A 24,299-nucleotide genomic window follows, 5' to 3' on the forward strand; every position below is an offset into this window, starting at 1 on the left:
ATAATTTTTTTCTTCTTCCCACGTTAGCTTTGGCAAACCTTTAAGGATTGCCAAAGCTTAAGGGGGGGGGAATTATTTAACCATATACTGGCCTAACTGTTGATTGTACCACAGGTTATCATCGAAATCTTGTTCTTCGATAATTTCTCCATCCTTCATTTTTACTAAAGTAACCCCAGATAAGTTCATCTTATTCCCTGTCGCATTGTGTTTGCCCTGAAAATTCCAATGCTTTATTAATTTATCTCCATGACCCCATACGTCGATAAAGGTGAATTTAATGTCGGAGAATGTAGTCAAATAATAATTAAATGCATTTTTAAATCCTTCGATTCCCGTTGCACGGATTCCCTCTTTTTGATTCAGTAAGATAACATCCTTCGCAAAATTCGTATCGTTGATGGCATCAATATCGCGGTGATTCAAGATTTTATCCCAGATCTCCGTATACATTTTCACATTAGCCGCGACCTGATTTTCTGCGTCAAGTAGCTCTTTACATTCTTTTTTAGATTGGGCTTGGGCGTTTAAGCCAACAAGCGTGAATAATAAAATCACTAATTTTTTCATAATACCTTCATTTGTTTGATTCCAAAGGTACTTGAATAGGGATAAGGACTACCGTATCAGGAGGTTCGACTTGTTCCCCATTGCACAAACAGGAACATAGGTGCAAATGAATTAACGATTCGATAATTTATAGGTAACACACTAGGCTCGGCGCACATGTACTTTTGGTAAACGAAAATACATGCCATGCGGCCAACCTACAAGACAATCGTCATTTCCGACTTACACCTAGGGAGTAAAGGAGCAAAAGCAAAAGAAGTTAACGAATTTCTGAAGTCCAATTCTTGTCATCAATTGATTCTCAATGGAGATATCATCGATGGATGGCAATTGAAAAAAGGAGGTTCTTGGAAAAAGAAACACACCGGTTTTTTCCGCGCGGTGTTGAAAATGATGGACCGTTTCGATACAGAGGTCATTTACCTTCGCGGAAACCACGATGATTTTTTGGATCAAATCTTGCCTTTGAAAATTGGGAAGCAATTCTCCATCCGACAAGACTACATGCTAAACACGCATGGCAAAAAGTATTTCATCACACACGGCGATATATTTGATAGCATTACCAGCCAAATGAAATGGTTGGCCTATCTAGGAGACATAGGATATACGTTTCTTCTGTGGCTAAACAAATGGTATAATCAATACCGTTCGTGGCAAGGCAAGCCTTATTATTCTTTATCGCAAGTCATCAAGCAAAAGGTGAAGGCAGCCGTGAATTTCATTTCGGATTTCGAGGAGAAGTTGGCAGAATTAGCCAAGGCCAAAGGAGCCGATGGCATCATCTGTGGGCACATTCACAAAGCGGAAATTAAGCAAATCGACGGGATAACCTACATGAACTCGGGGGACTGGGTGGAATCCTTAACGGCCTTGGTGGAGACACATGCGGGCGAATGGCTATTAATTGATTATCCAAGTTTTGATCTTAAATCTGAATTAACAAGCATATGGGCAGATTCATCTTTACCATCCAAGGAGAAGGTCGCGGTCATTTAACGCAAGCGATTTCCTTAACTCAAATCGCACGCGAGGCTGGACACGAAGTGATAGGCTATGCAGTCGGTTCATTTGAAGGAAGAAAAATCCCATGCTTCTTTGCTGATTTCATTGGTAATACGCCCATCATTCAGTACGAAAGTCCTTCCATTAATTATGGCAAAGGAAAATCGGTCCAACTGGGTAAAACGGCGATGCAAGCATTTACGAAATTCGGTACCTATTGGAAGAGCGCTACGCAATTGGGTGAATTCATCGAAGCATTGCAACCGGATGGAATCGTTAATTTTTATGAATCCATTACGGGATTATACAATTTAAAGTCGGGCTCAAAAGTGCCTTGTATGTCCATTGGACATCAATACCTGCTTTTAAATGAAAACTTTGAGTCCATCGCAGAAAAAGCGTTAGATCGTTTTTTATTAAACATCAACACTAAGATTACGGCTATTGGTTCGAAAAAACTTTTGGGTTTATCGTTTCGCTATATCCCAAACGATACGAAAAGAAACATCATCACGGTCCCACCGTTGTTACGCCAAGAGGTGAAATCGATACAGCCACAGTCGGGTGAAAGCTGGTTGGCTTATTTAACCCACCACCGTCTAGCCGATGAAATCATGGCATGGTCGGAAAAACATCCGTCCGTTAAATTGGATTGTTTTTGGGATCACCCAAGTCATAAAAGTGTCTACGCATATTCGGAATCCTTGACTTTCCATCCAATTGATGCCGAAAAGTATTTGGCGAAAATGACGCATTGTGCCGGATTAATCTCGACGGCTGGTTTTGAATCCGTGGCTGAAGCGATGTATTTGGGCAAGCCGGTTATGATGGTACCTGTACCGAATCACATTGAGCAGATGATCAATGCGCATGATGGCGAATTGTCTGGAGCCGGCGTGAAAGCGAAAACCTTTGATTTAGATATATTTCATGCCTATCTACCGAAACATGTTTCGGTTCAGGATAATTACCAGCATTGGGTACATCAGGCTAATTTTGCGTATCAATTAACTGATTTAATTCGTAAACCAGTTGAAAATCCTAGATTCAGCCCGCGGAATGAGAGTGGATTATCGGCGAGTTGGTAGTTGTTTAGGCAGGATTATTACCTGCCTAAACAACAATCCTTAGAAATTAACTTGCGCTTGGATACGCAACAAATTTCCCGTTTGTAAATTCTCTTGTAATTTAAAATCTTCGGCGCGTTTCGTTGCCATGGTATACATAGTAACTAATTCAAAGTTTTTATTGGGTTGCCATTCAAGGCCAATTTCTGTTTCATCAATGCGATAGCTACGTGCATCTAATTCATGTTTTTTCCCACCTTCGTAATGCTGAACACGGACAAAAGGGATGAGCACTTGCTTGGCAATATCGAGTTTATACGAAAATGTTGCATATCCACCTGATAGCTTTTTATTCTCAATACTTCCCGTTGCTTTATTGAATTCAGGACCTGTTCCTACATTGTACTCAGCTTGAATACCAAACGGCTTTGGATATAATACAAAACTAGCAGCAACTCGTTCGTCTAAATAAGTCTTCGTGCTATTCACTTTCACACCCGTACTTAACTGATCAGAAGCCATCGTCCATTGACCGGAATATGCTTGGATTCCCGCTTCAACAATTTGATTTTTAATTTGAACGGGGTAGCTTAAGCGTGCAACAATATGCGGTGCGTCATTTCCTTCAGGCTTATTGGCTGTTTGTCCATTATAAGCTCCGATTCCGAAAACACCGTAATCGCCAGAACCTTTAAGTCCATCATTCACTAATGAACTAAACAATTTGCGTGTTTTGGCAGGAGCCCAATAGAAAAACACACCTAAATCACGTTCATTTGAGACGGCGCTGTTAAGTGCGTCATTGCGATCCAAAGGCAGTCGATTTTGACTAGACTGCATATTTTCAAATCCAAAAGGTACTTTACTTTGGCCTACACGAAAACGGAATTCATTGTGTTTATCTAGGCCTAAATCAAAATAAGCATCCCGAATTTGACCAAAATGTAATCCAGTGGAGGACGCACTACTTGCAAAGTCTGGTTGGATATAAAAATAAACACGCTCATTTACCTGTCCACTGAAAATGATGCGCAGTCGGCGAATGAAAAACCCACCATTATCACCAACACTTTTGTCCCCTTGTTCTGATTTGAGTTTATCGTTGGTTTCAAACAAACGATTGTAACGTACTTGACCATAGCCACGAATGCTGAAAGAATCATACCATTTTTTGGTAGCAGGTGTTGTTTGAGCGGGCGCTTGTGCCTGCGAAACTAAAGACCAAAGCATAGCTAAGGCCCCTAGCAATAGGGGTAATTTTTTCATTTTTATATTGGTGTGTAGTAAATGGGGCATCCTGAAGATGCCCCCAGAAATTATATTATGCGATAATCCAGCGGAATGAAACAAATAATAGCGCTGATAAGATGATCGTTACAGGCAAGGTCAAAACCCAAGCAAGTACAATACTCTTAACTGTACCTCCTTGCAAGTTTTTGATTCCACGTGAGGCAACCATCGTTCCTGCAATACCCGAAGACAATACGTGTGTCGTACTAACAGGCCATTTATATGCCGTAGCTAACCCAATGGTTAACGAGGCAATTAATTCTGCAGAAGCGCCTTGTGCATAAGTCAAATGGTTTTTACCAATTTTCTCTCCAATGGTGACAACAATTCGTCTCCAACCCACCATCGTACCTAAGCCTAATGAAAGTGCAACAATCCACATCACCCATGCAGGTGCAAAATCCGTCACACCAGCGATTCCGGAAGAAGAAGTCGAGCCAAAACTAAAGAATGGAGCTTTGTCGCCTTGCGTAGCCTTCTTTAAGATTTTTTTATCTCCAGAAGATAAAGCCACCGATTCACTTTCAAGCAATTTCTTTGATTGCTTGTTGATCGTCAAAGCAGCTTTACGAACATCAAATTTTTGAGTAGTCGACATCGTTGCCGTTGTTACACCTGAAGCTAATATCTTATCTAGGTCTGCCGAAGATTTCACTAATTTATTATAGCTTTCACGTTCTTTCTCAGATAGAGGTAGCGTGTCTATTTTAGCCGTAATGGACTTAACGGAAGTTAAGCTTGTTTGAACTTGCGCAAGATCCAAGTTTGTATTAACAGCAAAGTAGCCTGGTAAAAACGCAATCAAAATCACCATGACAAGTCCAATTCCTTTTTGGCCATCATTCCGACCGTGGAAGAAAGAAACCAATGTACATGTCGTAACCAAAATGGCACGAATCCACATGGGTGGTGGCGATTGTTTTTTTGGCTCCTTAAAAATTTCCTTATTCTTAACAGTCTTCTTTAGGATGTACATCAAGATAATTGCTAAGGCAAAACCAAAAAGGGGAGAAAGCAATAAAGCTTGACCAATTTCAATGGCCTTGTCCCAGTTGATTGCAGAAATACCTTTATTTGAATTTTCAGGCAATAAAGCATGACCCACTCCGATGCCAATAATCGATCCAATAAGCGTGTGGGAACTAGATGCAGGAATTCCGAAATACCATGTTCCTAAATTCCACATGATCGCTGAAAGTAATAAAGCCAAAGCCATCGCCATAGAATGATACACATCGGCATCCATGAGGAGTTCCGTGGGTAGGAGTCCGATAATACTCATCGTTACACCAACACCACCAGTCAAAAGACCCAAGAAATTCATGAAGCCTGACCAAACCACCGCTTGGGTTGGCTTTAGGGAGTGTGTGTAAATTACAGTTGCTACTGCATTAGCCGTATCGTGAAATCCATTTACGAATTCAAACGCACAAGCGGCGAAAAGGCAGAAAAATAACAAGAATAACAAGGTTGGATCGAGTCCGAACATGATAGGGTTGTTTATATTGGTGATAATCTCGACACAAAAATAAGACATCCCAACAATTCCAATGTTAAGGAATTGTTAACCATTTATTATAGAATTATTAATCATGATGATTTGCTAACCTTGTGATTTAAGTTAAAATGGTGCAAAACATGGCCAAAACAACAATTAAACACTGATTTACTTTACAATTTGATTACATAGGCATAACGATTGACTAATGTTAAATCCGCAACTTCGTAATGAATTAAATTGAACTGTTGGATCATGTTGAAAAGTAAAAAATATGACTTAATTGTCGTTGGGGCCGGCATCACAGGTACATTTTGTGCCTTACATGCGCTTAACAAGAAAAAGTCGGTATTATTAATCGAAAAGGACAATTCCCCATTTGAATCAAGTTTTCGAAACCTTGGACATATTAATCCATCCGGGCAATCGTTCGCAAAATGGTTTGACATTAGTCGGAAATCCCTACGCATTTACCAGGGGCTTCAAGAGAACTTTGACCTGACTTTTTCCAAAACAGGTACATGTTATATTGCAAAGAGCACGCAAGAATTAACCCTACTGCACGAATTACAAGCACTTTTTGAAGAACGAAATTATCCAGCCCAATTATATTCTCCAGCCGATTGTAAGCAACTTAATCCTGCATTAATCACGAATAAAATCTTTGGCGGAATTCACCTGCCGAATGAAGGGGTGGTGGATTCGAAAGAAATGACACATCGCTTGAGAAACCATCTCATAAGTGAACTGGGGCTACATTACAAGCATAATACACTCGTAGTTGATGTAGAAAAGCGAAGAGGTATCGCTAAGATCGTAACGTCTCAACAGGAAACAATTTGGGCTGACCACATTATCTTAGCTTGTGGAAATCAAACGCAATTGCTGCTCCCAAATCATTATCCTACTGAGCTATTGCAAAAATGTCAGTCCCAAATAATTAAACTATCTCCACAACGTACCCAATTGAAAAACACATTGATTTCGGGAGCTTCTGTTGAGTGCTTTTCAAGTAGCCAATCTTGCCCTTCATTTGACAATTCTTTGCCGCAAGATGAAATTAAACTAACCATTAAACAATTGAAAGACGGTTCTGTTTTGCTAGGTGAAACGGTCAGGTCAACATGCATTCAAAAGCAATCTGATCTGGGATTTGAGTTGTCTATGGAAGCAAATAGCCGACTAATTGAAAAGGCAAAAACCTTCATTGATTTACCCGCATGGGATATTGAATCAACCTGGACAAATACATATTTAGAACACGTAGGTGATGGTGTATTTTCAAAAACAGTGGACGATATCATTCACATACTGGCGGGAATGGGAAATAAAAGTATTACTACAAGCCCTGCTTACACGCAAATGTATATCAATCAACTTTATCAATAAAGCTTAATCAACCATCCAGCGAAATAATAGAAACAAAATCGTGGATAAAATGATGGTCACAGGCAAGGTCAATACCCAAGCTAAAACAATGCTGCGTACCGTGCCACCTTGCAAGTTTTTGATTCCGCGTTGCGCAACCATCGTCCCAGCAATACCCGAACTTAATACGTGTGTCGTACTCACCGGCCATTTATAAGCAGTTGCTAATCCAATCGTTAAAGATGCAATTAACTCAGCGGATGCCCCTTGTGCATAAGTCAAATGATCCTTCCCGATTTTCTCGCCGATCGTAATCACGATGCGCTTCCAACCAATCATCGTACCCAAACCTAAAGATAAGGCAATCATCCACATCACCCAATTAGGCGCAAAATCGGTCACACTAGCTAAACCTGAACTGGAACTTGATCCGTAGGTGAAAAAGGGAGCTTTAGACCCTGCCGTTGCTTTTTTCCATGCTTGCTTATCATTCTCAGATAAAGCAACAGATTCGCTTTCAATCAACTTCTTTGAATGCTTGTTAATCGTCAAAGCCGCTTTGCGAATCGCAAATTTTTGATCCGTTGTTAAGGTCGATATCCCAGGATTCTTGGATGTAATAACAAAAAGGTCCTGTGAGGACGACTTAATCTTGGCTAAGGCATCTTGCTCTTTGATTGACAAGGCAGACGAATCAATCTTTGCGGTTATTTGCTGTACGGTAGACAAATGTGTTCGCAACGCATTTAAGTCAAGCGAAGTATTGACCGCAAAGAAACCAGGCAAAAACGCAATTAATATAACCATCACCAAGCCGATTCCTTTTTGGCCATCATTTCTCCCGTGAAAAAAAGAAACCAAGGTACAGGTAGCAATTAATATCGAACGAATCCACAAAGGAGGAGGTGATTTCTTCTTCGGTTCCTTGAAGATTTCTTTGTTAGTTACCGACTTCTTTAAAATGTACATCAAAATGATTGCCAAGGCAAAACCAAATAAAGGAGACAACAACAAGGCTTGCCCAATCTCAATCACCTTATCCCAGTTCAATGATGAAAGCCCTTTGTTGGAAGCCTCTGGCAACAATGCATGCCCCACTCCAATACCAATAATGGAACCAATCAAGGTATGAGAACTAGATGCGGGAATTCCTAAATACCAGGTGCCTAAATTCCACATAATTGCAGAAATCAACAGCGCTAATGCCATCGCCATGGAATGATAGACATTGGTATCCACTAATAATTCGGTTGGCAATAGGCCAATGATACTCATCGTAACACCAACTCCGCCGGTTAGCAGCCCAAGAAAGTTCATAAACCCTGACCATACAACTGCTTGAGTAGGCTTCAATGAGTGTGTATATATGACAGTTGCTACGGCGTTAGCCGTATCATGAAATCCGTTAACAAACTCAAAAGCACATGCCGCAACTAAGCAAAAGCATAATAGGAATAACAGCGTAGGATCTAGACCAAACATAAGTTTATTATTAAAACATTGCGAAGGTAAGCATCTCATGACCGATGGATGTTACCAAATTATTAAATACTAGTTGGGCCTACTGCTAAAAGGAATCTCCATGATCTTAGCAACAAAATGAATCAAGTCTTTTTGATACACTTGTTCTGGGGATTGTACCTCACCCAACCTAGGGACTTTGGCCCCCAGCATGGCATACCAAATCTCATGGCAATCTTTCACCTTCTCTCCATGTGATGTCCATTCATATTTATTCTTATCTCCTCTACCATGATCCGTCGTGATTAATAGGGTCGTTTTACCTTTGTATAAGGGGTCTGATTCAACGAATCGCCAAATATCAGCCAACCAAGCGTCGAATTGATGCGCCGCATTCAGGTAATGTCCATAATGGCCTTCATGTGCAAATTCGTCCGTTTCGCCGTAGGAAATGAACATGGCTTTGGGTTTCTTATTTTTCAAATAATCCATCGCTTGGTAATGCATAAACCCATCCAAAACCTCCGCATCCCCAAACGCGCGGAAAGAATCCTTCGTCATGCGTGAAAGTAAATCGCTATCCTTGCTTTTTACATAGGAATTATAATCATCAAAAGCATTAATAACCGGAAAACCCGCACGCTTTTCATTTAAAATTCGATCAAACGCATCCCAAGCTCCAAAAGCCGCAACCGAACCTTTATAGGCGTTTAGGCTATTCAAGTACTCAAAAAAGTTCGTATTGGGATTCGCCTTGTAATCATTCGAATTCACGGACGTATCAACCTGGCCTGTTAATAACTCACTGTATCCTGGATAGGAAAACCAATAGGGATTTGCAACATTCACAAGTGATCCTTTGCTACGATTACCATGAATCTGGCCCTGTTTAGCAATCGTATTCCAAAAAAAGGGTAATAATTTTTCACGGCGAGTCTCAGCAACTGGTGCCCAATACTGCTTAACTAAGCGCGCGCTATCCCCGTGGTGGAAACGCTTCACTTTTACAATGGATGAATCCATTCCTCCGAAAACTTCTTGCCAACGAAACCCGTCGGTCATGATGACGATAACACGGTGGTCGGCCAACTTTTGACTGTATGCCGGCGAAATAAACAAAGTCATCAACAAAGAAAAAAATAAAACTTGACGCATAAGATTGATAAATAGGTTTCCTTTAAACTTGTTCTAAATTACACGAAAATTTATCATTTCAATTCGCTCCAAACAAGAAATGTCGACAGGAGACCTGCCGACATTTGCTATATTACACCAATATAAAATCGTGGGTTACAAACCCGATATCCTAGAAACCCAATTATGGGTTTTTTTGTCATATTTTAGTGTCGAATCTGGCCATTCCACATAATGTTTCATGGGCAAATACGCGTTTAAATTTCCTTCACGAACAAGTGCCTTAAATAAAAAAGCCCCACGTTCCTTCACGGTTTCGTCATCAAAATGCGGCGTGTTAACAACCTCTTCAAAAGCAAGTATTTCCGTAGATTCAGGTTTTAAGATGAATCGACCTACGACTCCCCTTCGTAAATCCTTTCGACCCGCCACGGGCCGACTAATTAAATAAAAATAAGTACCCGCTTCATCTTTGGTCAAATGAACAAAATGATAGAGTGGTAAACGGCTAACATATTCAGGTCTGAATTGTGCCTGAAATTTTGTTGAATCTGTTGAATAGGTAGCTTTTTCTCCCATGTACGTAATGATATTCGTCAACAGCGTATCACGTTCAGCGTCAGAAAAATAGTAGCCTACTTCGTCTTTGGAATGACAGGAAGCCAATAGCATGACGCCTGCAAAAAAAGTTAATATATTTTTTATCATTGGTGTAAAAAAAAGGACGTTGCCTCATTTGGCAACGTCCTAGCTAATTATAAATTACTTAATGTAAAGTACTGAGTTAGGCGAGAATTCAGCCCAACCAGCAGTCCAATCTGAATCTTTGAATGCACCGATATAATCCGTTGCAGTCATACCTGGCAATGTAGGTAAAGCAGTACCGATCAATGATTCTGAAGTTCCAGCCGTTAAAGTTAACGTTGGACGAGCTGACCATAATGTAGCAGCAATACCTGTATTCGCTGTCGATGTCAACACTTTGTTACCAGCGATTGCCTTGAACCAATCAGATGCTTTAACACCTGTACCGATTTCGATAGGCTTCGTAGCAACTGTTCCTGCAGAACCTGTCTTAGCAACTTGCTCTTCATCCGCTACCGCAACACCGAAACCGTATACGTTCGTATTCAATGCTGTGAAACCTGAAGTTCCCCATCCTGAAGTACCCGCAATAATGACGTTCTTAACAACTAAGTCACCATTTGCTGCGTTTGTTTTCGCAGAACCTTTTTGGCTATCGATATACAAACCTGTTGGGTAACCTGTAATGAATGTGTTATATACTTTCAACTTATTGTTACGACGTAATTGCGCACCATTTTGGAAGTTGAAATCCAAATAAGATGAAGCCGTTCCTTTGGCACCAATGATTGACATGTTTGCAAATGTTGCAGAAGTAAATGGTGTTGCAGCATCTCCATTTGAGTTGTTATCAACTTCAAATCCGTTTGATCCTGAAGCATCCGCTAAGTTACCATCACGGTATCCTAAACCGAATTGAACGTTTCCTGAATATCCGTTATCCACATCAAAGTCATCATCTGTTCCTTTGTAAGCAACCAAATATTTTGCATTCACCGTTCCACCGAACCACTCAAATGAATCATCCAATCCAAATGACGCTTGGATATATTCAATAGTCGTCCCTGAACCTACTGAACCCATCGTTAATGAGTTAATTTCTTGGTTTGGATTCAAAGGAATACCCGCGTATTCAATACGAACATACTTTAATGAACCCGAGTTATCTGCTGCATCCGTACCACCGTGGTAACCTTTGTAACCACCTTCTAATTCTACTGTACCCGTTAAATTGTTTGGTGCTTTTCCACAAAGAACAACTCCACCCCAATCGCCTGGAGCACGGTTGCCTACACCTTCAGCAGATGTAAATACAATCGGAGCAGCAGCAGTACCATTCGCGATCAATTTAGAACCGCGGTGTACAACCAAAGTTCCCTTAGTAGCTTTATCTCCGATGATAACCGTACCTGCTTGGATAGTCAATTGACCAACCTTCGTAATGGTACCAAAAGTAGCTTCTTCACCTACTCGTACATAACCTTTCAAACGGTAAATTTTATCCGCAGTCCATGTCACGTTTCCTTCGATCACACCTTCTACATCCACAATGGTTTTAGGAGGTACGACAGAAACGGTTACGGGAATTGATACCAACGAAGAAACTTGGTTTTGGTTATCTGTAACCTGTACCGTAAAGTTCACCGTTGAACCTGCTGTTCCTTCAATCACATAATCCTTTGAATACTCAGCTGTTTTTTCGCCAGCCATTATTTTTGAATCAAAAGCCGCACCGTTTTTCAAAACCGTAATCGACTTAATACCTGCAGGCGCATTGATTGTCGCCTTAACTGTAATGGTCGCACCCGGAATTCCCGCAAGCGTTCCCGACGTCGAGATTGTTGGCACAGGAAAAACTTCCTCTTCTGTCGCACAACCCGCTAATGTAACTACCGCAATAGTTAACATAGCGAAAACTTTAAACATGTTTGTTTGTAAGCGTTTCATCACTTTTGTTTGATTAAATTGTTTGATTAATTAAATGGAGAAATAATAAGTCCTAATGAAGCTACACGACCAGGCGCATAGTTTTGAATGGTCTGATCTTGGTTACGATCAAAAACCTGATCTTGGTTACCATCTTGTAAAATCGTATTTCCTTGATTCAAGATATCGCTCACACCACCTTTAAGCATGATCGCTTTTGTCAATTGCTTTGAAAAACTAAAATCAATCACGTTACGTGGCATCTCAAACCAATCTGGGTATGGAGACCCAAAGTTGTTACCCACAGCGAAAATACGTTTACCAATGACGTTATAATTAAAATTCAATTGTAAACCCTTTTTGGCATCATTATAATTCAAACCAGCATTCACAATATAAGGCGATTGACCTTGCAATGGACGGTTGTCAGATTGATCTTTCGCTACCGTCGCATCCAATTTAACGCGGCTAAAAATGTATGTACCGTTGAATACAAAACTTGTTCTTCCTAAAATTGTATTCGGCTGATTCGCGTTTAAGTTCTTGCGGAATTCTGCTTCGATACCTGTTGAATAGGCCGACTTCGCATTAGAGAAATTCAAGATTGGGTTAGCACCTGAAGCAAACACAACTTCAATCGGGTTTGTGAAGTCCTTGTAGAATGCAGCAATACTTACTAACTCCGTCGGTGTAGGATAAAATTCATAACGGAAATCAAAGTTTTGAATCTCAGCATTCTTCAAAGTTGGATTACCTGAAACCGTACGGTTATTAACAAAATCATAGAAAGAGAAAGGAGCTAACTCGCGGAATTCTGGACGATTCAATGTCTTTCCGTAAGCCAAACGTAACAAGGACTTCTCCGTGAAATTATACGTCAAGTTCAAGGATGGCAACACATCCAAACGCGTGTTATCGTAGTTGATGGCCTTCCCTACCAAATCCGCTGAATTCAGCTTCTGGCTATTTTGTTCTGCACGAACACCCACAATAGCATTAAACTTCTTGCCTAAGGCATAATTCGCAGAGACATAAGCGGCAAACAAATTGTTTGTTGCATTGTATGAGTCATTCGGATTCGTTTGCTCATCAATCTTTATACCTGTTCTCGAGTTGAAGTTTTGTGGAGAAAACAATTGGTCAATAGGCAAGGTCGTCTGGAACGATGGCGTCGATTTCACATAACCAATGTTACGTGCACCGAAATCACGTACCTTATCTTCATAGAATAAACCTGCTTTGAAATCCAATTCCTTCTCATCGCCTACTTTGATTCGTTTATCAAGATTAAACGCCGCTGTATAAGATGACTCGTCCATGTTGATGTAGGTACGACCCAACAAAAATGTCTGTGCAGCACCGTTTGGTATAAATAAGCTGCTCGATGAACCATCTACATTGTAACGGAAACGTTTGTAATCCGGCTGGTTACGATAAGCTGAATTGTAACCTACCATCCAATCCGTTTTTAGGCTACCCTCTTGAAATTCATGACGGCCGGTCAACTGACCCGTGTAAATACCTCTGAATACCTGATCGAATGAACGAATATCCCAGTTCGAACCATTGTCAAATCCTGAACGCTGAATGTATTGTGTATTCGCTAATTGATTAAATAAATTTTTGAATTCAATTACAGATCCACCTGCGAAACGCGCCGACCAGTTGTGTGAAACACCTAAACGAATCGCATTTGAATATTGATTATCAACATAATTGAAAATCTCATCTGGCTCTCCTGTCGTTTGGATATTACTATATCCCCAGTCATTACGCTCCATTTTAAAGATAGAACGCGTGTTAGAATAGTTGACAGCCGTCACATTACCAATACGAACGGAACCCAAATCAAATTTAAGTCCACCCGCTAAGGATGCACGCATGTCAGGCATTGCATTAGATTCTACCGGCACCCAATTGTTCTTCAAGGAAGCACCAATGGCATCAATACCTGAAGCTCCCGTATTGATTAAGGCGCTACGATTGATTGGGAAAGACTTAGGCAAATCAAAATAGCCTTGATCAAAACCTGTCCAAGCCATGTTGGCATTTTTTGTGGCAAAAAATGCAGCACCGGTTGTTCCTTCGCGGTAAGCGCTTGAGATATCAAGTGTTAAGAAGTTATTTTCCGGAATAGATTTGGTAAAGATTTTCACAACACCCCCAGCAAATTCACCTGGAATTTCAGCTGATGGAGATTTGAATACCAAAATACGGTCAATTTGACCCGCAGGAATAATGTCAAATGAGAACGAACGAACATCCGTTTCCATTGATGGTGCAAATGCATTATTTAATTGAACGGTGTTGTAACGCTCATTCAAACCACGAATGTTGATGAAGCGCTCGCCGAAAATCGTAACACCCGGAACGCGTTTCACAACTTCAGCAGCCGTACGATCCAATGTCTTTGTGATTTGTGCGGCAGAAATACCACTAACGACCAATTGAGCCGCCTTAATTTCCGAAATCACAGATTGCTCTGTATTCGTTAATTTCTGAGCGACTACTTTCACCTCGGCTAACGTTGCCGACTCTTCTGCTAACGAAAGATTAAGTTCGGTTACTTGATTAGCCGCAACCTTAACACCTTCATAGATTTTAGATTCGTAGCCTACGAATGAAATTTTCAATGAATAAGAGCCTACAGGCAATTTGCCGAAAGAGAAAAAACCGTTGATGTCAGTAGCAGCACCCTTATTAATTCCCTGAACGAGAATCGTTGCTCCGATAATGTCTTCTTTTGTTTTTGAATCTTTAATAGTACCTCGGATGGTACCTCCATCTTGTGCGATGGCTGTTACTGTTGATAAAACGAATAATACTAATACTTTAATGGTTTTCATGTGATTTTAATACTGGTGAATTTTACGATGCAAAACTACCCTGAAAAACCACCAGCGCTATTACGAGTTAATTAACGAAGTATTACAAAATCGTTAAAAGGAATACCTATTCCTTAACAATTTGATAACATTGAAATTGGGGCTCATGAAAATCCGGTACACATTTGCACAATTCCCTGAATTATAATTTTTTTAAGAAGAACTTTCTTGAAAAAATCAAATTTTACACGGATTTAATTTGTGGCTAATCCATAAAGCCTAGATTTGAGCCAACAAACGGAAATATTTCCGCCTAAGTATTTTAAAATCAAACGAGTATGAAAAAGTACATCATCAATGCAATGGCTCTTGCCTTCTTCGCAACGAGCATGTCCATGACTCCCCAAGCAATGGCAACCGGATTAAGCTTACCTGTTAGCATCAACCAAGTGGGAAGAATGAAATTCCTAGTTAGCGCTGAACCGAATTCGAAACTTGTAGTCATCATTTACGATGCAGACCAAAATATCATCCACCAAGAAGTAATCGCAAGCAAGAAGTTGTACAACTTCGCAAACCTTTTGGACGGAAAGTATAAAATGGAAATCCTAAATGCCAAAAAACAGGTCATTCAATCCAAAACATTCAACATCCTAACGGAAGTAAAACGCGATTTAGTCGCTGTCCAATAGGTAAGTCAACAAGTGAAAGATTAAGGGTAAAAGGGCGCGGACATTCTGCGCCTTTTTTTATCAATTTACACATCGAATTACCCGTCAAAATTTCCTATTTTTGCTCCCCCCAATTGAATTTAAATTATACCCTATGGATTACCTGGCAGGTCTGAATGAGCCCCAACGACAAGCAGTCGAACACATCGATGGTCCCCTAATGATCATTGCTGGTGCCGGCTCGGGAAAAACCCGCGTGCTGACCTACCGCACAGCCCATTTAATCGATAAGGGCGTCGATCCATTCAGTATTCTGCTTTTAACCTTTACGAATAAGGCCGCCGGCGAAATGCGCCATCGGATCGAAAGTGTCATCGGGACGCAAGCCAAAAACATCTGGATGGGTACTTTCCACTCCGTCTTTGCCAAAATCCTACGCTTTGAAGGGGAACGTTTGGGCTATACCTCCAATTTTTCCATCTACGATACCGACGATGCCAAATCCCTCATCCGGACGCTCATCAAAGAGCAAAATCTAGATGATAAAATTTATAAGGTCAATTTGGTCTTAAACCGAATCTCCAATGCGAAAAACCGGCTGATTGGCCCCGAACAATACATCAACAGCCCCGTTTTAGAACAGGAAGATCGTTACGCCAAAATCCCCATGATGGGACAGCTTTACAAATTATATTGTACGCGCTGCTTCCAGGCAAATGCCATGGATTTTGATGATTTGCTCTTTCAGACAAATATTCTTTTCCGCGATCACCTGGATGTGTTGCACAAATACCAACACAAATTCAAGCATGTCATGGTGGATGAATTTCAAGATACCAACGTATCCCAATATCTCATCACCAAAAAGCTTTCCGCCGTTCATCAAAACATCTGTGTTGTAGGTGACGATGCGCAGAGTATTTATGCCTTCCGCGGGGCCGACATCCAAAATATCCTCAATTTCGAGCGTGACTACCCCGATTTAACGACGATCAAACTCGAAGAGAACTACCGTTCCACGAAAGCCATCGTCGCTGTGGCGAACTCAGTCATCGCACGGAATAAAAACCAATTAAAGAAAGACGTCTTTACCTCGAATGAAGATGGCGATCAGATCGAAATCATTCGTGCCGGAAGCGATAACGAAGAAGGACGCATCATTGCTTCCAACATATTTGAAACCTGTCAAAAGGAAGGTTTACGCTTCTCCGACTTTGCCATTCTGTATCGGACCAATGCTCAATCTCGCTCCTTTGAGGAATCCTTGCGTCGCTTAAATATCAAGTATCGGATTATCGGCGGTTTATCTTTCTACCAACGGAAGGAAATCAAGGATGTCTTGGGCTACTTACGTTTTGTGGTAAACCAACAAGATGAAGAAGCTTTCAAGCGTATCATTAATTTACCGAAACGCGGGATTGGAGATACCACCATCGCCAAAATTTCCTTAACTGCCGGTGAGCAAAGTTCAACGGTTTGGGATGTGGTCGCAAATATTAATCAATTCCAAGGCGTGCGCGGCACGGCACCGATTGAACAATTCGCCGACTTGATCAAGTCATATAAATTGATGGTCGAGGTGGAACAAAAAGATGCCTACGAAATCGCTAGTCACGTTGCTAAAACATCGGGATTGGTTCGTGAATTATATGAAGACAAAACGGTTGAAGGCTTAGCGCGCTACCAAAACGTACAAGAATTACTGAACGCCATCAAGCAATTTGTGGATTCTGAAGAAAATGAGGACAAATCGTTGTCAACTTTCTTGCAGTCGGTTTCCCTGCTCACAAACGCTGACACCACCGAAGACCCGAACGATAAGGACAAAGTAACCTTGATGACGGTTCACTCAGCCAAAGGACTGGAGTTTAAGCATGTATTTTTAGTAGGATTAGAGGAAGATTTATTCCCGAGTCAAATGATGTTGCAAAGCCAAGCGGATCTCGAAGAAGAACGTCGCTTGTTCTATGTTGCCATCACACGAGCGGAGAAAAAACTGATGATTTCCTATGCGGAATCCCGTTATCAATTCGGCCGATTAAAAAGTTGTGAGCCGAGTCGGTTCATCGATGAACTTGACAGCACCTACCTCAAAATGGCGAAAACGCCAGGAAAGAAGGACACATCCAATTTTAGACCCGTTCAAAAAACGGGTTTCGTGGAGAAATCCACCAGTGCAAGTGCCGCTCAATTGATTCAAAAACCGAAGCAGAATACGAATTACCAACATGTCCCTTCAGCGAATTTTGTGCAATCGGACGCATTGAGTTTAGCTGCTGGACAGCGGGTAGAACATCAGAAATTTGGTTTTGGGACGATTCAGAAGTTGGAGGTCAATGGCGCCGAACGCAAAGCACACATTTTGTTCGAACAAGGCGTGGGGGAAAAAACCTTGCTATTAAGTTTCGCGAAACTAATGATTATCGCTTAGCGGTGTAATGCAAGTGCGCTGGACTCGATAAACTTGCAATCTCCGAGATGCTTGCATAGCCTTGATTCATGCCGTCAAAAGCCAAAGCTTCCCCTTGTGGTTCAAGTATACTAGGAACAATACGCGGCGTCCGACGAAGCGCGTCTGCAATGCTTTCATGTTTTTGCTTTTTCCAGTAATAAATTTCCAAGTAATTGCGGATAATGATTTCTTCGTTGGAAGATGCCACATTCCCATCCGTAATGAAATACAATTGCTTAAGCAAGCTGAGGTCTGACGTGGGAATGGAGAAATTCAATTCGTAGATAAACTGAGCTTTCTGAATTCCCTTGGACGCAAATGCTTCTGCAGGCAAGCGATATAAACGCTTGTGATCTTCCCGTTTGGAGATAAAATAAAGATCGCCGGTAACCTGATCAATCAGCATGCATTCCATATCACGTGAGCCGTCAGGCAACGTAAATTCCAAACTTTGGGTGTGTTTAATAACTCGGCGCAAAGGATCTGTTAATTTCAAAGATGGCTCTAAAAAGCGGTGAACTTGATAGCTAGCATTTTGAGCAAAATTATCCCCGATATCCGCTACATACAAATAGGTTTGACCTGTCCGATTCTGCCAGCGGCCCATCGCCTCCCAGTCGCGATTATGTAAGCCCAATAGGCTAAATTCGGCTTTCCCTTGACCTGTTTCACTGACTAAAAACATACGATTCAAATCCTTCGAATCATTGATAACCCAAAAATTTCCTGGATTTCGAAGGGAGGCAACCATGCCGGATGCCTCATCGATTTCAATATTAGCCAAGACTCCTACATCCTTCGTATTCGAAAAGCGCGTTTGAGATTGGTCGGAATCCCCAATGTAAAAAGATTGACATGCCCAAACGAGCAAGCCCATCACAAATACCTGTATCCGACTTCTATTTCTCACTTTTTCTTATAATAATACAGGTGAGCAGGCACTAAATCAGGTGATTCTGAAAGGGTGTAATACCCTGAACCATCTAAAGAAAACGTTACTCCTTCTCCTTGGGGCTCTAATAAATAAGGTACAGCCTTCGCGGGACGCAGAAGCGCCTCCGGAATACTTTCCCCCGTTTTGCGCCTCCAGTAATAGATGCCAATGTAATTACGAATCAGTATTTCCGAATTATCCGGAGAAACACTTCCTCCGGTTAAGAAATAGGCTTGTTGGATTTTTGCATCACTCGAAAACGGTGTCGAGAAGGTTAAATCTTGAATATATTCCGCTGTGACTGTCGTCCCATTCAGCACCCTCGCTGCGGGTATTTTATATAAACGCTTACTATTTTCCCGCTTCGTAATCACAAATATATCTTTGGATTTCTGATCAATTAACAAGGTTTCCATATCACGAAAGCCATCTGGCAAGCGAAAGGTTAATTTATTAATATCCGTTAATACCGTGTAGGGATTTGATGTAATAGCTAAATCTTTAAACCAATAAATAGCATAATTCGGGTTGTCTTGAAAATTATCGCCAAAATCAGCCACGTAAACAGTGGCAGAACCATCGGATTCCGTTACGACAGCCAAATCTTCCCAATCCCGGTGGGTTGCTCCACTCAATAAATATTCCTTTTTCCCTTTGCCCAAGGAGTCGATCAGATACAACATCGGGCCTTGAACATCTGAATCGTTTGTTACCCAAAAGTAGCCCGGATTTTTTCTACTCGCACCTATGCCCGATGCCTCCATGATTCTAGGATTATCCAAAGCACCTCGATCAACGGCATTCTCAAAGGAAGATTCCCCTTGTGTGGGGTCTGGCGGTTCAGGCAGCACGGTGATACACGCTGAAAAGCTCATCCCAACAAGTAATATAGACAGAAAGGACTTGTATCTAATTATCATTTTCAGCAGTAAGCGTATCATTCTTCTTATTCGTAACCTTCACCTTTTTAACGCGTCGAGCATCCACAGATTGAATTTTAAATTCAAAATCCTCCCAGGCCATTTCTTCACCGGAATTTGGAATCCGACCAAATAACTCGATCATTAAACCTCCCAAGGTTTCGCTTTCTCCTTTTGCCTTTTCAAAATAAACGACATCTAAATCGAAAACCCGACAAAAATCATTTAAGGACGTTTTAGCCTCAAACAGATAATTTTGTTCGTCCAGGCGTTTATAATCAGCGGTTTCATCATCGAATTCATCGTTGATTTCTCCCACAATTTCCTCAATAATATCCTCCATGGTTACGAGTCCCTCTGTCTCCCCATATTCGTTCACCACGACCGCCATGTGCACCCGCTTCTCTTGAAAATCGTAAAGCAAGTCATCAATTTTCTTGTTTTCAGGCACAAAAAACGGTTGGTGCAACAACGAAATCCAATCAAATTTCTCGTCTTCTTCTACATGAACCAACAAATCTTTGATGTATAAGATCCCTTCAATTTTATCAATGGTTTCCTTGAAAACAGGCACACGTGAATATCCATTTTTATTGATTTTATCCATCAATTCATGGAAGTCCATTTCCGTATCAAAGGCGACAATGTCGCGTCGGGCTTTCATGACGGATTTAACGGATGTATTGCCAAAATTCAAGATGCCACGCAGAATATCCTTCTCCTGTTCCGTTGTATTCTCGTCGGTCGTTATCTCCAACGCATGGTTCAATTCGTGCGCGGTCAATGTGTAAGATTTCTTTTCAATTCGCTTTTCAATCAAATTGGAAATAGCCAATAAAGATCTTGAAAGTGGAGTAAAAACCACGTTAAAAAATTGAATTAACGTAGCAGAGAACGTCGCAAAGCGAATATTATTTTGTTGTGCCCAAACTTTTGGAATCAATTCGCCGAAAAATGTGATGATGAACGTGACACCGAACAATAAGAATAAAGTCACGACTAAAGTCCCTACTGATTGTGGTCCTAAAATCATTTCTGTCAAATAGTTGGACAGCGTAATGAAGATGATATTAACAAAGTTAATAGCAATCAACAAGGTCGCCAAAAGCTGTTGGGGTTTATCCAAAAGTAGACTCACCGCCTTCTCCGCAGGATTATCGCTATCACGAAGCGCCGCCCGCTGATCCGCATTCAGGGAAAAGAAGGCAACTTCCGAACCTGCCAATAGGGCAGAAAGAAAAAGCAAAGCAATCAAAATAATCCCGATGAAAAACACCGAACTTAAAGGAAGGTTGGGATCAATGACAGTAAGTAAATGAATGGGAAAGGGGTCAGCCTCCATATTTTAATGTGCACAGTACGCACAAATTTAAGAAAAAGGGAATACAGTCATCCTATATTCCCTCTTCTTATTGAAAATTTAAAATGGCAAATCATCGCCTTCCTCCTGCATTACCGTAGGAAAAGGGTTCACATTCGCCGCAGGGGCATTTAAGTTAACCGCTTCTGGCTTTGGACGTTCTGGCGCATCAGCTCCCTTTTCATTGCGTCCTCCAATCAAATTCATGTTTGTTGCACGAATACGATAACCACGCACCGTGGCGCCGGTCTTATCTTGCCACTCTTCTGAACGTATTTTTCCTTCGATATATACTTGATTCCCTTTTCGCAAATATTGTTCGGCAATGTTGGCCAAATTATCCCATAATTCCACACGATGCCATTCTGTTTGCTCGACACGCTGGCCATCTTTCCCCGTATAAGCTTCCGATGTTGCGATATTGATATTCGCCACTTTTACCCCATTGGGTAATGCACGCACTTCAGGATCTCCGCCTAAATTGCCTAATAAAATCACTTTGTTTACGCCTGCCATAATTGTATTGTTTAAAGGTTAGGTAATTGAACAGCCAAATGTACATCTTCTAGCCTTCCAATATTTCCTTCAATGCAATATTATCAGTAATCAGATTTAATAACAACACCGGCTTACCCAATTGCTCGAATTCGGATGACAAAATCCACTGATAATCTGACGGTTTTTCAAACTTGAAATTCGAAGGTAATTGTACCAACCAGGCGGCTGAAATGATTTTCTGATGACTTAATACATGGACTCCGGGCGCTTGTAAAGCCACAGCATGTCCCATGAGTGGTGACAAAAATGGATGTAAATTAATCGCTTCCTGCAGGTCGGGTGATTCCACGCAAAAGAACTCCCACAATCCTTGCCAAATATCTTTGGCTTGCCGCTGATGAACGAGCACTTTCCCTGCCTGCTCGATGATAAAATATTGAAAATGGCGAATTCGTTGGGGTTTCGCTTTCGACTTAACGGGTAACTGGTTAACCCGCTCTTCCCGGTAGGCGAAACAGGAGCTGATTAGCGGACAACTTCCACAATCGGGACTTGGGCTACATTGTAAAGAGCCAAACTCCATGATGGCCTGGTTGAATCGGGCTGGATCCGAGTTTGGAATTAATTCTTGTGCCAATGCCGTAAACTCTTTGCGGGCAGAAGCATGCAGAATATCCGTTTCAATTCCGAAATAACGGGCTAAAATGCGATAGACATTCCCATCGACGACAGGACTTGCTTCACCGAAGGCAAATGAAGCAATGGCCGCTGCCGTGTAAGGACCTACGCCTGGCAATTTAATTAACTCGGAATAGGTCTCAGGGAATTTCCCGTCAAGCATATCAACCACATGTTTGGCTGTTTTGTGCAAATTTCGAGCTCTACTGTAATAGCCTAAGCCTTGCCAGTGACGAAATAACGTTGTTTCATCCGCTGCAGCTAAATCGTATACAGTAGGAAAAGCCTCCGTCAAGGTATAAAAATACGGTAAGCCTTGGGCGATACGCGTTTGTTGGAGAATAATCTCCGACAACCAAATCACATAAGGGTCATTCGTTCTTCGCCAAGGCAAATCTCGGGCATGATCTTTGTACCAAGTAATTAATGTTTCGGCAAAGGGGTGATTTGTAACTTTCTTCATGAAAGCATCAAAGATAATGGGCTACCTAAAAGCAAAAAAATAAATATCGCTTTTTCATTTGCCCCTTTTAAAGAAAAACCTTACTTTTGTGTCCCTTTTGAAAGCAAGGGGGAACGAAATAGAATCAACGAATCAATAAAGACTCATTACCGTGACTAAGGCAGATGTAATTGCTGAGATTTCCAGCAAAACAGGGATAGATAAAAAAGATGTATCTGAAACGTTAGAAAACTTCTTTGAAGTAGTAAAGGATAACCTAGCGAAACAAGAAAATATTTATGTTCGTGGATTCGGAAGTTTTATCAATAAGAAAAGAGCGAAGAAAATCGCGCGTAATATTTCGAAAAACACGTCCATTACCATTGATGAGCACTATGTGCCAAGCTTCAAGCCTGCAAAAGTGTTCATAGAACAAGTTAAAACAAGCACTGACCCTGCGAAAGCTTAATTCAATTTGATTAAGCAAATAGGTCAATAAAATGAATAAAACGCTTGCGATCATTTTATGTGTTGGCCTTGGTTTAGTAGCCCTCATTTTCCAATTACCCAAGGGAAATGTGAGCAATAAAACAGAAAACTCCGTGGCAGGAGGGGCAAATCGAGATGCTGCAGCGAAAGAAACTGCGCAAACAGAAACTGAAAATAGCCATGCTACTCCCTTAACTCCGGAACAGCAAAAACAAATTGCAGCATTAAAAGTAATCCTGCAACAAGCCAAAACTGAGGCACAAGAAGTATCCGCATTGGAGAAATTGGCAACAGCTTTTATTGGCGCCGACAAATACGATAGTGCTGCATATTACGCAGCGGAATATGCAAATAAACATGCGACATTGACGCATATTTTACGTGCAGGCCAATTGTATTTTGAAGCACAAACCTACGCAATCAATGCTAAAAAGGGTCAAATCCTAGGCGAAAAAGCGCGTAACTATTTTGAAAAAGCGTTATCGCTCGATCCGAATAACCTAATGGTTAAGACGAATATGGCGATGACTTATGTAGATACACCTACACCGATGAAAGGCATTAGCCTTTTAAGGGAAGTGATTGAACAAGAGCCGACTTTCGTGCCGGCGATATTCAATTTAGGTATATTAGCCATTAAATCGAATCAATTTGGCAAAGGTCAAGAACGATTCACCCAGATATTGAAGCTGGAACCAAACAACTACAAAGCCGCATTAAACCTCGGATTTTGTTTGGCCCAGTTAGATAAAAAAGAAGAGGCTAAAAAGATTCTGAAGCGCGTTCTGAACGAAAGTAAAGATGCTGAGGAGAAAAAAGCCGCAAACGAATTGCTTGCAGAAATGCAGCATTAAATACTGTAGAGATGCGATTTACGTGTCTTCACAACAATAGAAAGCTGAAAGTCAGCTTGGTAAATTATTAAAAACTTAAACGCTCAAAGCTATGCCTTGCGGAAAGAAAAGAAAACGTCACAAGATTTCAACACACAAAAGAAAAAAACGTCTTCGTAAGAATCGTCATAAGAAGAAATAATATAAGGTTTACAGTTTCATTTTGAGATTGTTAGCAAAACCCAAGAACAGGCATTTTATCTAACAATAAATAGCCTGTTTTTGGCGTTTAA

The 24,299-nt window shown here is 41.1% G+C and carries 20 protein-coding genes; 7 read left to right on the forward strand and 13 right to left on the reverse strand.

Features of this window, described 5'->3' with window-relative positions:
- Positions 1 to 72: 72 nt before the first annotated feature.
- Complete coding sequence (locus PQG45_RS08770) at positions 73 to 570, reverse strand: ester cyclase (protein ID WP_316070695.1); 498 nt, start codon at positions 568 to 570, stop codon at positions 73 to 75.
- 186 nt (positions 571 to 756) lie between these two features.
- Between PQG45_RS08770 and PQG45_RS08775 the strand changes: the two genes are divergently transcribed.
- Together PQG45_RS08775 and PQG45_RS08780 are read left to right on the forward strand one after the other, a co-directional pair.
- Positions 757 to 1,569, forward strand: a complete 813-nt coding sequence (locus tag PQG45_RS08775) for a UDP-2,3-diacylglucosamine diphosphatase (protein ID WP_316070696.1) — start codon at positions 757 to 759, stop codon at positions 1,567 to 1,569.
- Positions 1,521 to 2,663, forward strand: coding sequence for a glycosyltransferase family protein (locus tag PQG45_RS08780; protein WP_316070697.1), 1,143 nt, complete (start codon positions 1,521 to 1,523; stop codon positions 2,661 to 2,663). The genes PQG45_RS08775 and PQG45_RS08780 overlap by 49 nt, the downstream gene beginning before the upstream one ends.
- Positions 2,664 to 2,702: 39 nt before the next feature.
- On the opposite strand, the gene PQG45_RS08785 is transcribed toward PQG45_RS08780, so the two are convergent.
- Positions 2,703 to 3,908, reverse strand: coding sequence for a porin (locus PQG45_RS08785; protein ID WP_315574262.1), 1,206 nt, complete (start codon positions 3,906 to 3,908; stop codon positions 2,703 to 2,705).
- 55 nt (positions 3,909 to 3,963) lie between these two features.
- On the reverse strand, positions 3,964 to 5,421 hold the full coding sequence (locus PQG45_RS08790) for an inorganic phosphate transporter (RefSeq protein WP_315574263.1): 1,458 nt from the start codon (positions 5,419 to 5,421) through the stop codon (positions 3,964 to 3,966).
- A gap of 264 nt (positions 5,422 to 5,685) precedes the next feature.
- Here PQG45_RS08790 and PQG45_RS08795 point away from each other — a divergent pair, with 264 nt between their 5' ends.
- Positions 5,686 to 6,819 carry an NAD(P)/FAD-dependent oxidoreductase gene (locus tag PQG45_RS08795; RefSeq protein WP_316070698.1) on the forward strand — a complete coding sequence of 378 codons (1,134 nt, stop codon included), beginning with the start codon at positions 5,686 to 5,688 and terminating at the stop codon, positions 6,817 to 6,819.
- 3 nt (positions 6,820 to 6,822) lie between these two features.
- Here the strand turns inward: PQG45_RS08795 and PQG45_RS08800 are convergent, their stop codons facing one another.
- The 5 genes from PQG45_RS08800 to PQG45_RS08820 form a co-directional block, all read right to left on the reverse strand.
- A complete protein-coding gene (locus tag PQG45_RS08800; protein ID WP_316070699.1) occupies positions 6,823 to 8,280 on the reverse strand; it encodes an inorganic phosphate transporter in 1,458 nt (485 codons plus the stop codon).
- A gap of 69 nt (positions 8,281 to 8,349) precedes the next feature.
- Positions 8,350 to 9,414, reverse strand: coding sequence for a phosphoglyceromutase (locus PQG45_RS08805; protein WP_316070700.1), 1,065 nt, complete (start codon positions 9,412 to 9,414; stop codon positions 8,350 to 8,352).
- Between the two features lie 135 nt (positions 9,415 to 9,549).
- Positions 9,550 to 10,065 (reverse strand): hypothetical protein, encoded by a 516-nt coding sequence (locus PQG45_RS08810; protein WP_316070701.1) that lies wholly within the window; start codon positions 10,063 to 10,065, stop codon positions 9,550 to 9,552.
- 90 nt (positions 10,066 to 10,155) lie between these two features.
- A complete protein-coding gene (locus PQG45_RS08815; protein ID WP_316070702.1) occupies positions 10,156 to 11,925 on the reverse strand; it encodes an Ig-like domain repeat protein in 1,770 nt (589 codons plus the stop codon).
- 26 nt (positions 11,926 to 11,951) lie between these two features.
- Complete coding sequence (locus PQG45_RS08820; protein ID WP_315574269.1) at positions 11,952 to 14,750, reverse strand: TonB-dependent receptor; 2,799 nt, start codon at positions 14,748 to 14,750, stop codon at positions 11,952 to 11,954.
- A 317-nt stretch (positions 14,751 to 15,067) separates the two neighbouring features.
- On the opposite strand from PQG45_RS08820, the gene PQG45_RS08825 reads away from it, so the two are divergent.
- Positions 15,068 to 15,421 carry a hypothetical protein gene (locus PQG45_RS08825; RefSeq protein ID WP_316070703.1) on the forward strand — a complete coding sequence of 118 codons (354 nt, stop codon included), beginning with the start codon at positions 15,068 to 15,070 and terminating at the stop codon, positions 15,419 to 15,421.
- A gap of 133 nt (positions 15,422 to 15,554) precedes the next feature.
- On the forward strand, positions 15,555 to 17,831 hold the full coding sequence (locus tag PQG45_RS08830; protein WP_316070704.1) for an ATP-dependent helicase: 2,277 nt from the start codon (positions 15,555 to 15,557) through the stop codon (positions 17,829 to 17,831).
- Here PQG45_RS08830 and PQG45_RS08835 read toward each other — a convergent pair.
- The 5 genes from PQG45_RS08835 to mutY all read right to left on the reverse strand — a co-directional run bounded on the left by PQG45_RS08835 (position 17,821) and on the right by mutY (position 22,705).
- Positions 17,821 to 18,762, reverse strand: coding sequence for a hypothetical protein (locus PQG45_RS08835; protein WP_316070705.1), 942 nt, complete (start codon positions 18,760 to 18,762; stop codon positions 17,821 to 17,823). The genes PQG45_RS08830 and PQG45_RS08835 overlap by 11 nt on opposite strands.
- Positions 18,759 to 19,661, reverse strand: a complete 903-nt coding sequence (locus PQG45_RS08840) for a hypothetical protein (RefSeq protein WP_316070706.1) — start codon at positions 19,659 to 19,661, stop codon at positions 18,759 to 18,761. Before PQG45_RS08840 ends, PQG45_RS08835 begins: the two co-directional genes overlap by 4 nt.
- Before the next feature lie 34 nt (positions 19,662 to 19,695).
- Positions 19,696 to 21,048, reverse strand: coding sequence for a gliding motility-associated protein GldE (gene gldE / locus PQG45_RS08845; protein WP_316070707.1), 1,353 nt, complete (start codon positions 21,046 to 21,048; stop codon positions 19,696 to 19,698).
- A 78-nt stretch (positions 21,049 to 21,126) separates the two neighbouring features.
- On the reverse strand, positions 21,127 to 21,582 hold the full coding sequence (locus PQG45_RS08850; protein WP_316070708.1) for a single-stranded DNA-binding protein: 456 nt from the start codon (positions 21,580 to 21,582) through the stop codon (positions 21,127 to 21,129).
- Between the two features lie 49 nt (positions 21,583 to 21,631).
- Positions 21,632 to 22,705, reverse strand: a complete 1,074-nt coding sequence (gene mutY / locus PQG45_RS08855; RefSeq protein WP_316070709.1) for an A/G-specific adenine glycosylase — start codon at positions 22,703 to 22,705, stop codon at positions 21,632 to 21,634.
- 151 nt (positions 22,706 to 22,856) lie between these two features.
- Here mutY and PQG45_RS08860 point away from each other — a divergent pair, with 151 nt between their 5' ends.
- Both PQG45_RS08860 and PQG45_RS08865 read left to right on the forward strand, forming a co-directional pair.
- Positions 22,857 to 23,153, forward strand: a complete 297-nt coding sequence (locus PQG45_RS08860) for an HU family DNA-binding protein (RefSeq protein WP_315574277.1) — start codon at positions 22,857 to 22,859, stop codon at positions 23,151 to 23,153.
- Between the two features lie 31 nt (positions 23,154 to 23,184).
- On the forward strand, positions 23,185 to 24,027 hold the full coding sequence (locus PQG45_RS08865) for a tetratricopeptide repeat protein (RefSeq protein ID WP_315574278.1): 843 nt from the start codon (positions 23,185 to 23,187) through the stop codon (positions 24,025 to 24,027).
- The last annotated feature ends 272 nt before the right edge of the window (positions 24,028 to 24,299 follow it).

The sequence above is a fragment of the Aquirufa regiilacus genome, from assembly GCF_032470275.1.
In the GTDB taxonomy this organism is placed as follows: domain Bacteria; phylum Bacteroidota; class Bacteroidia; order Cytophagales; family Spirosomataceae; genus Aquirufa; species Aquirufa regiilacus.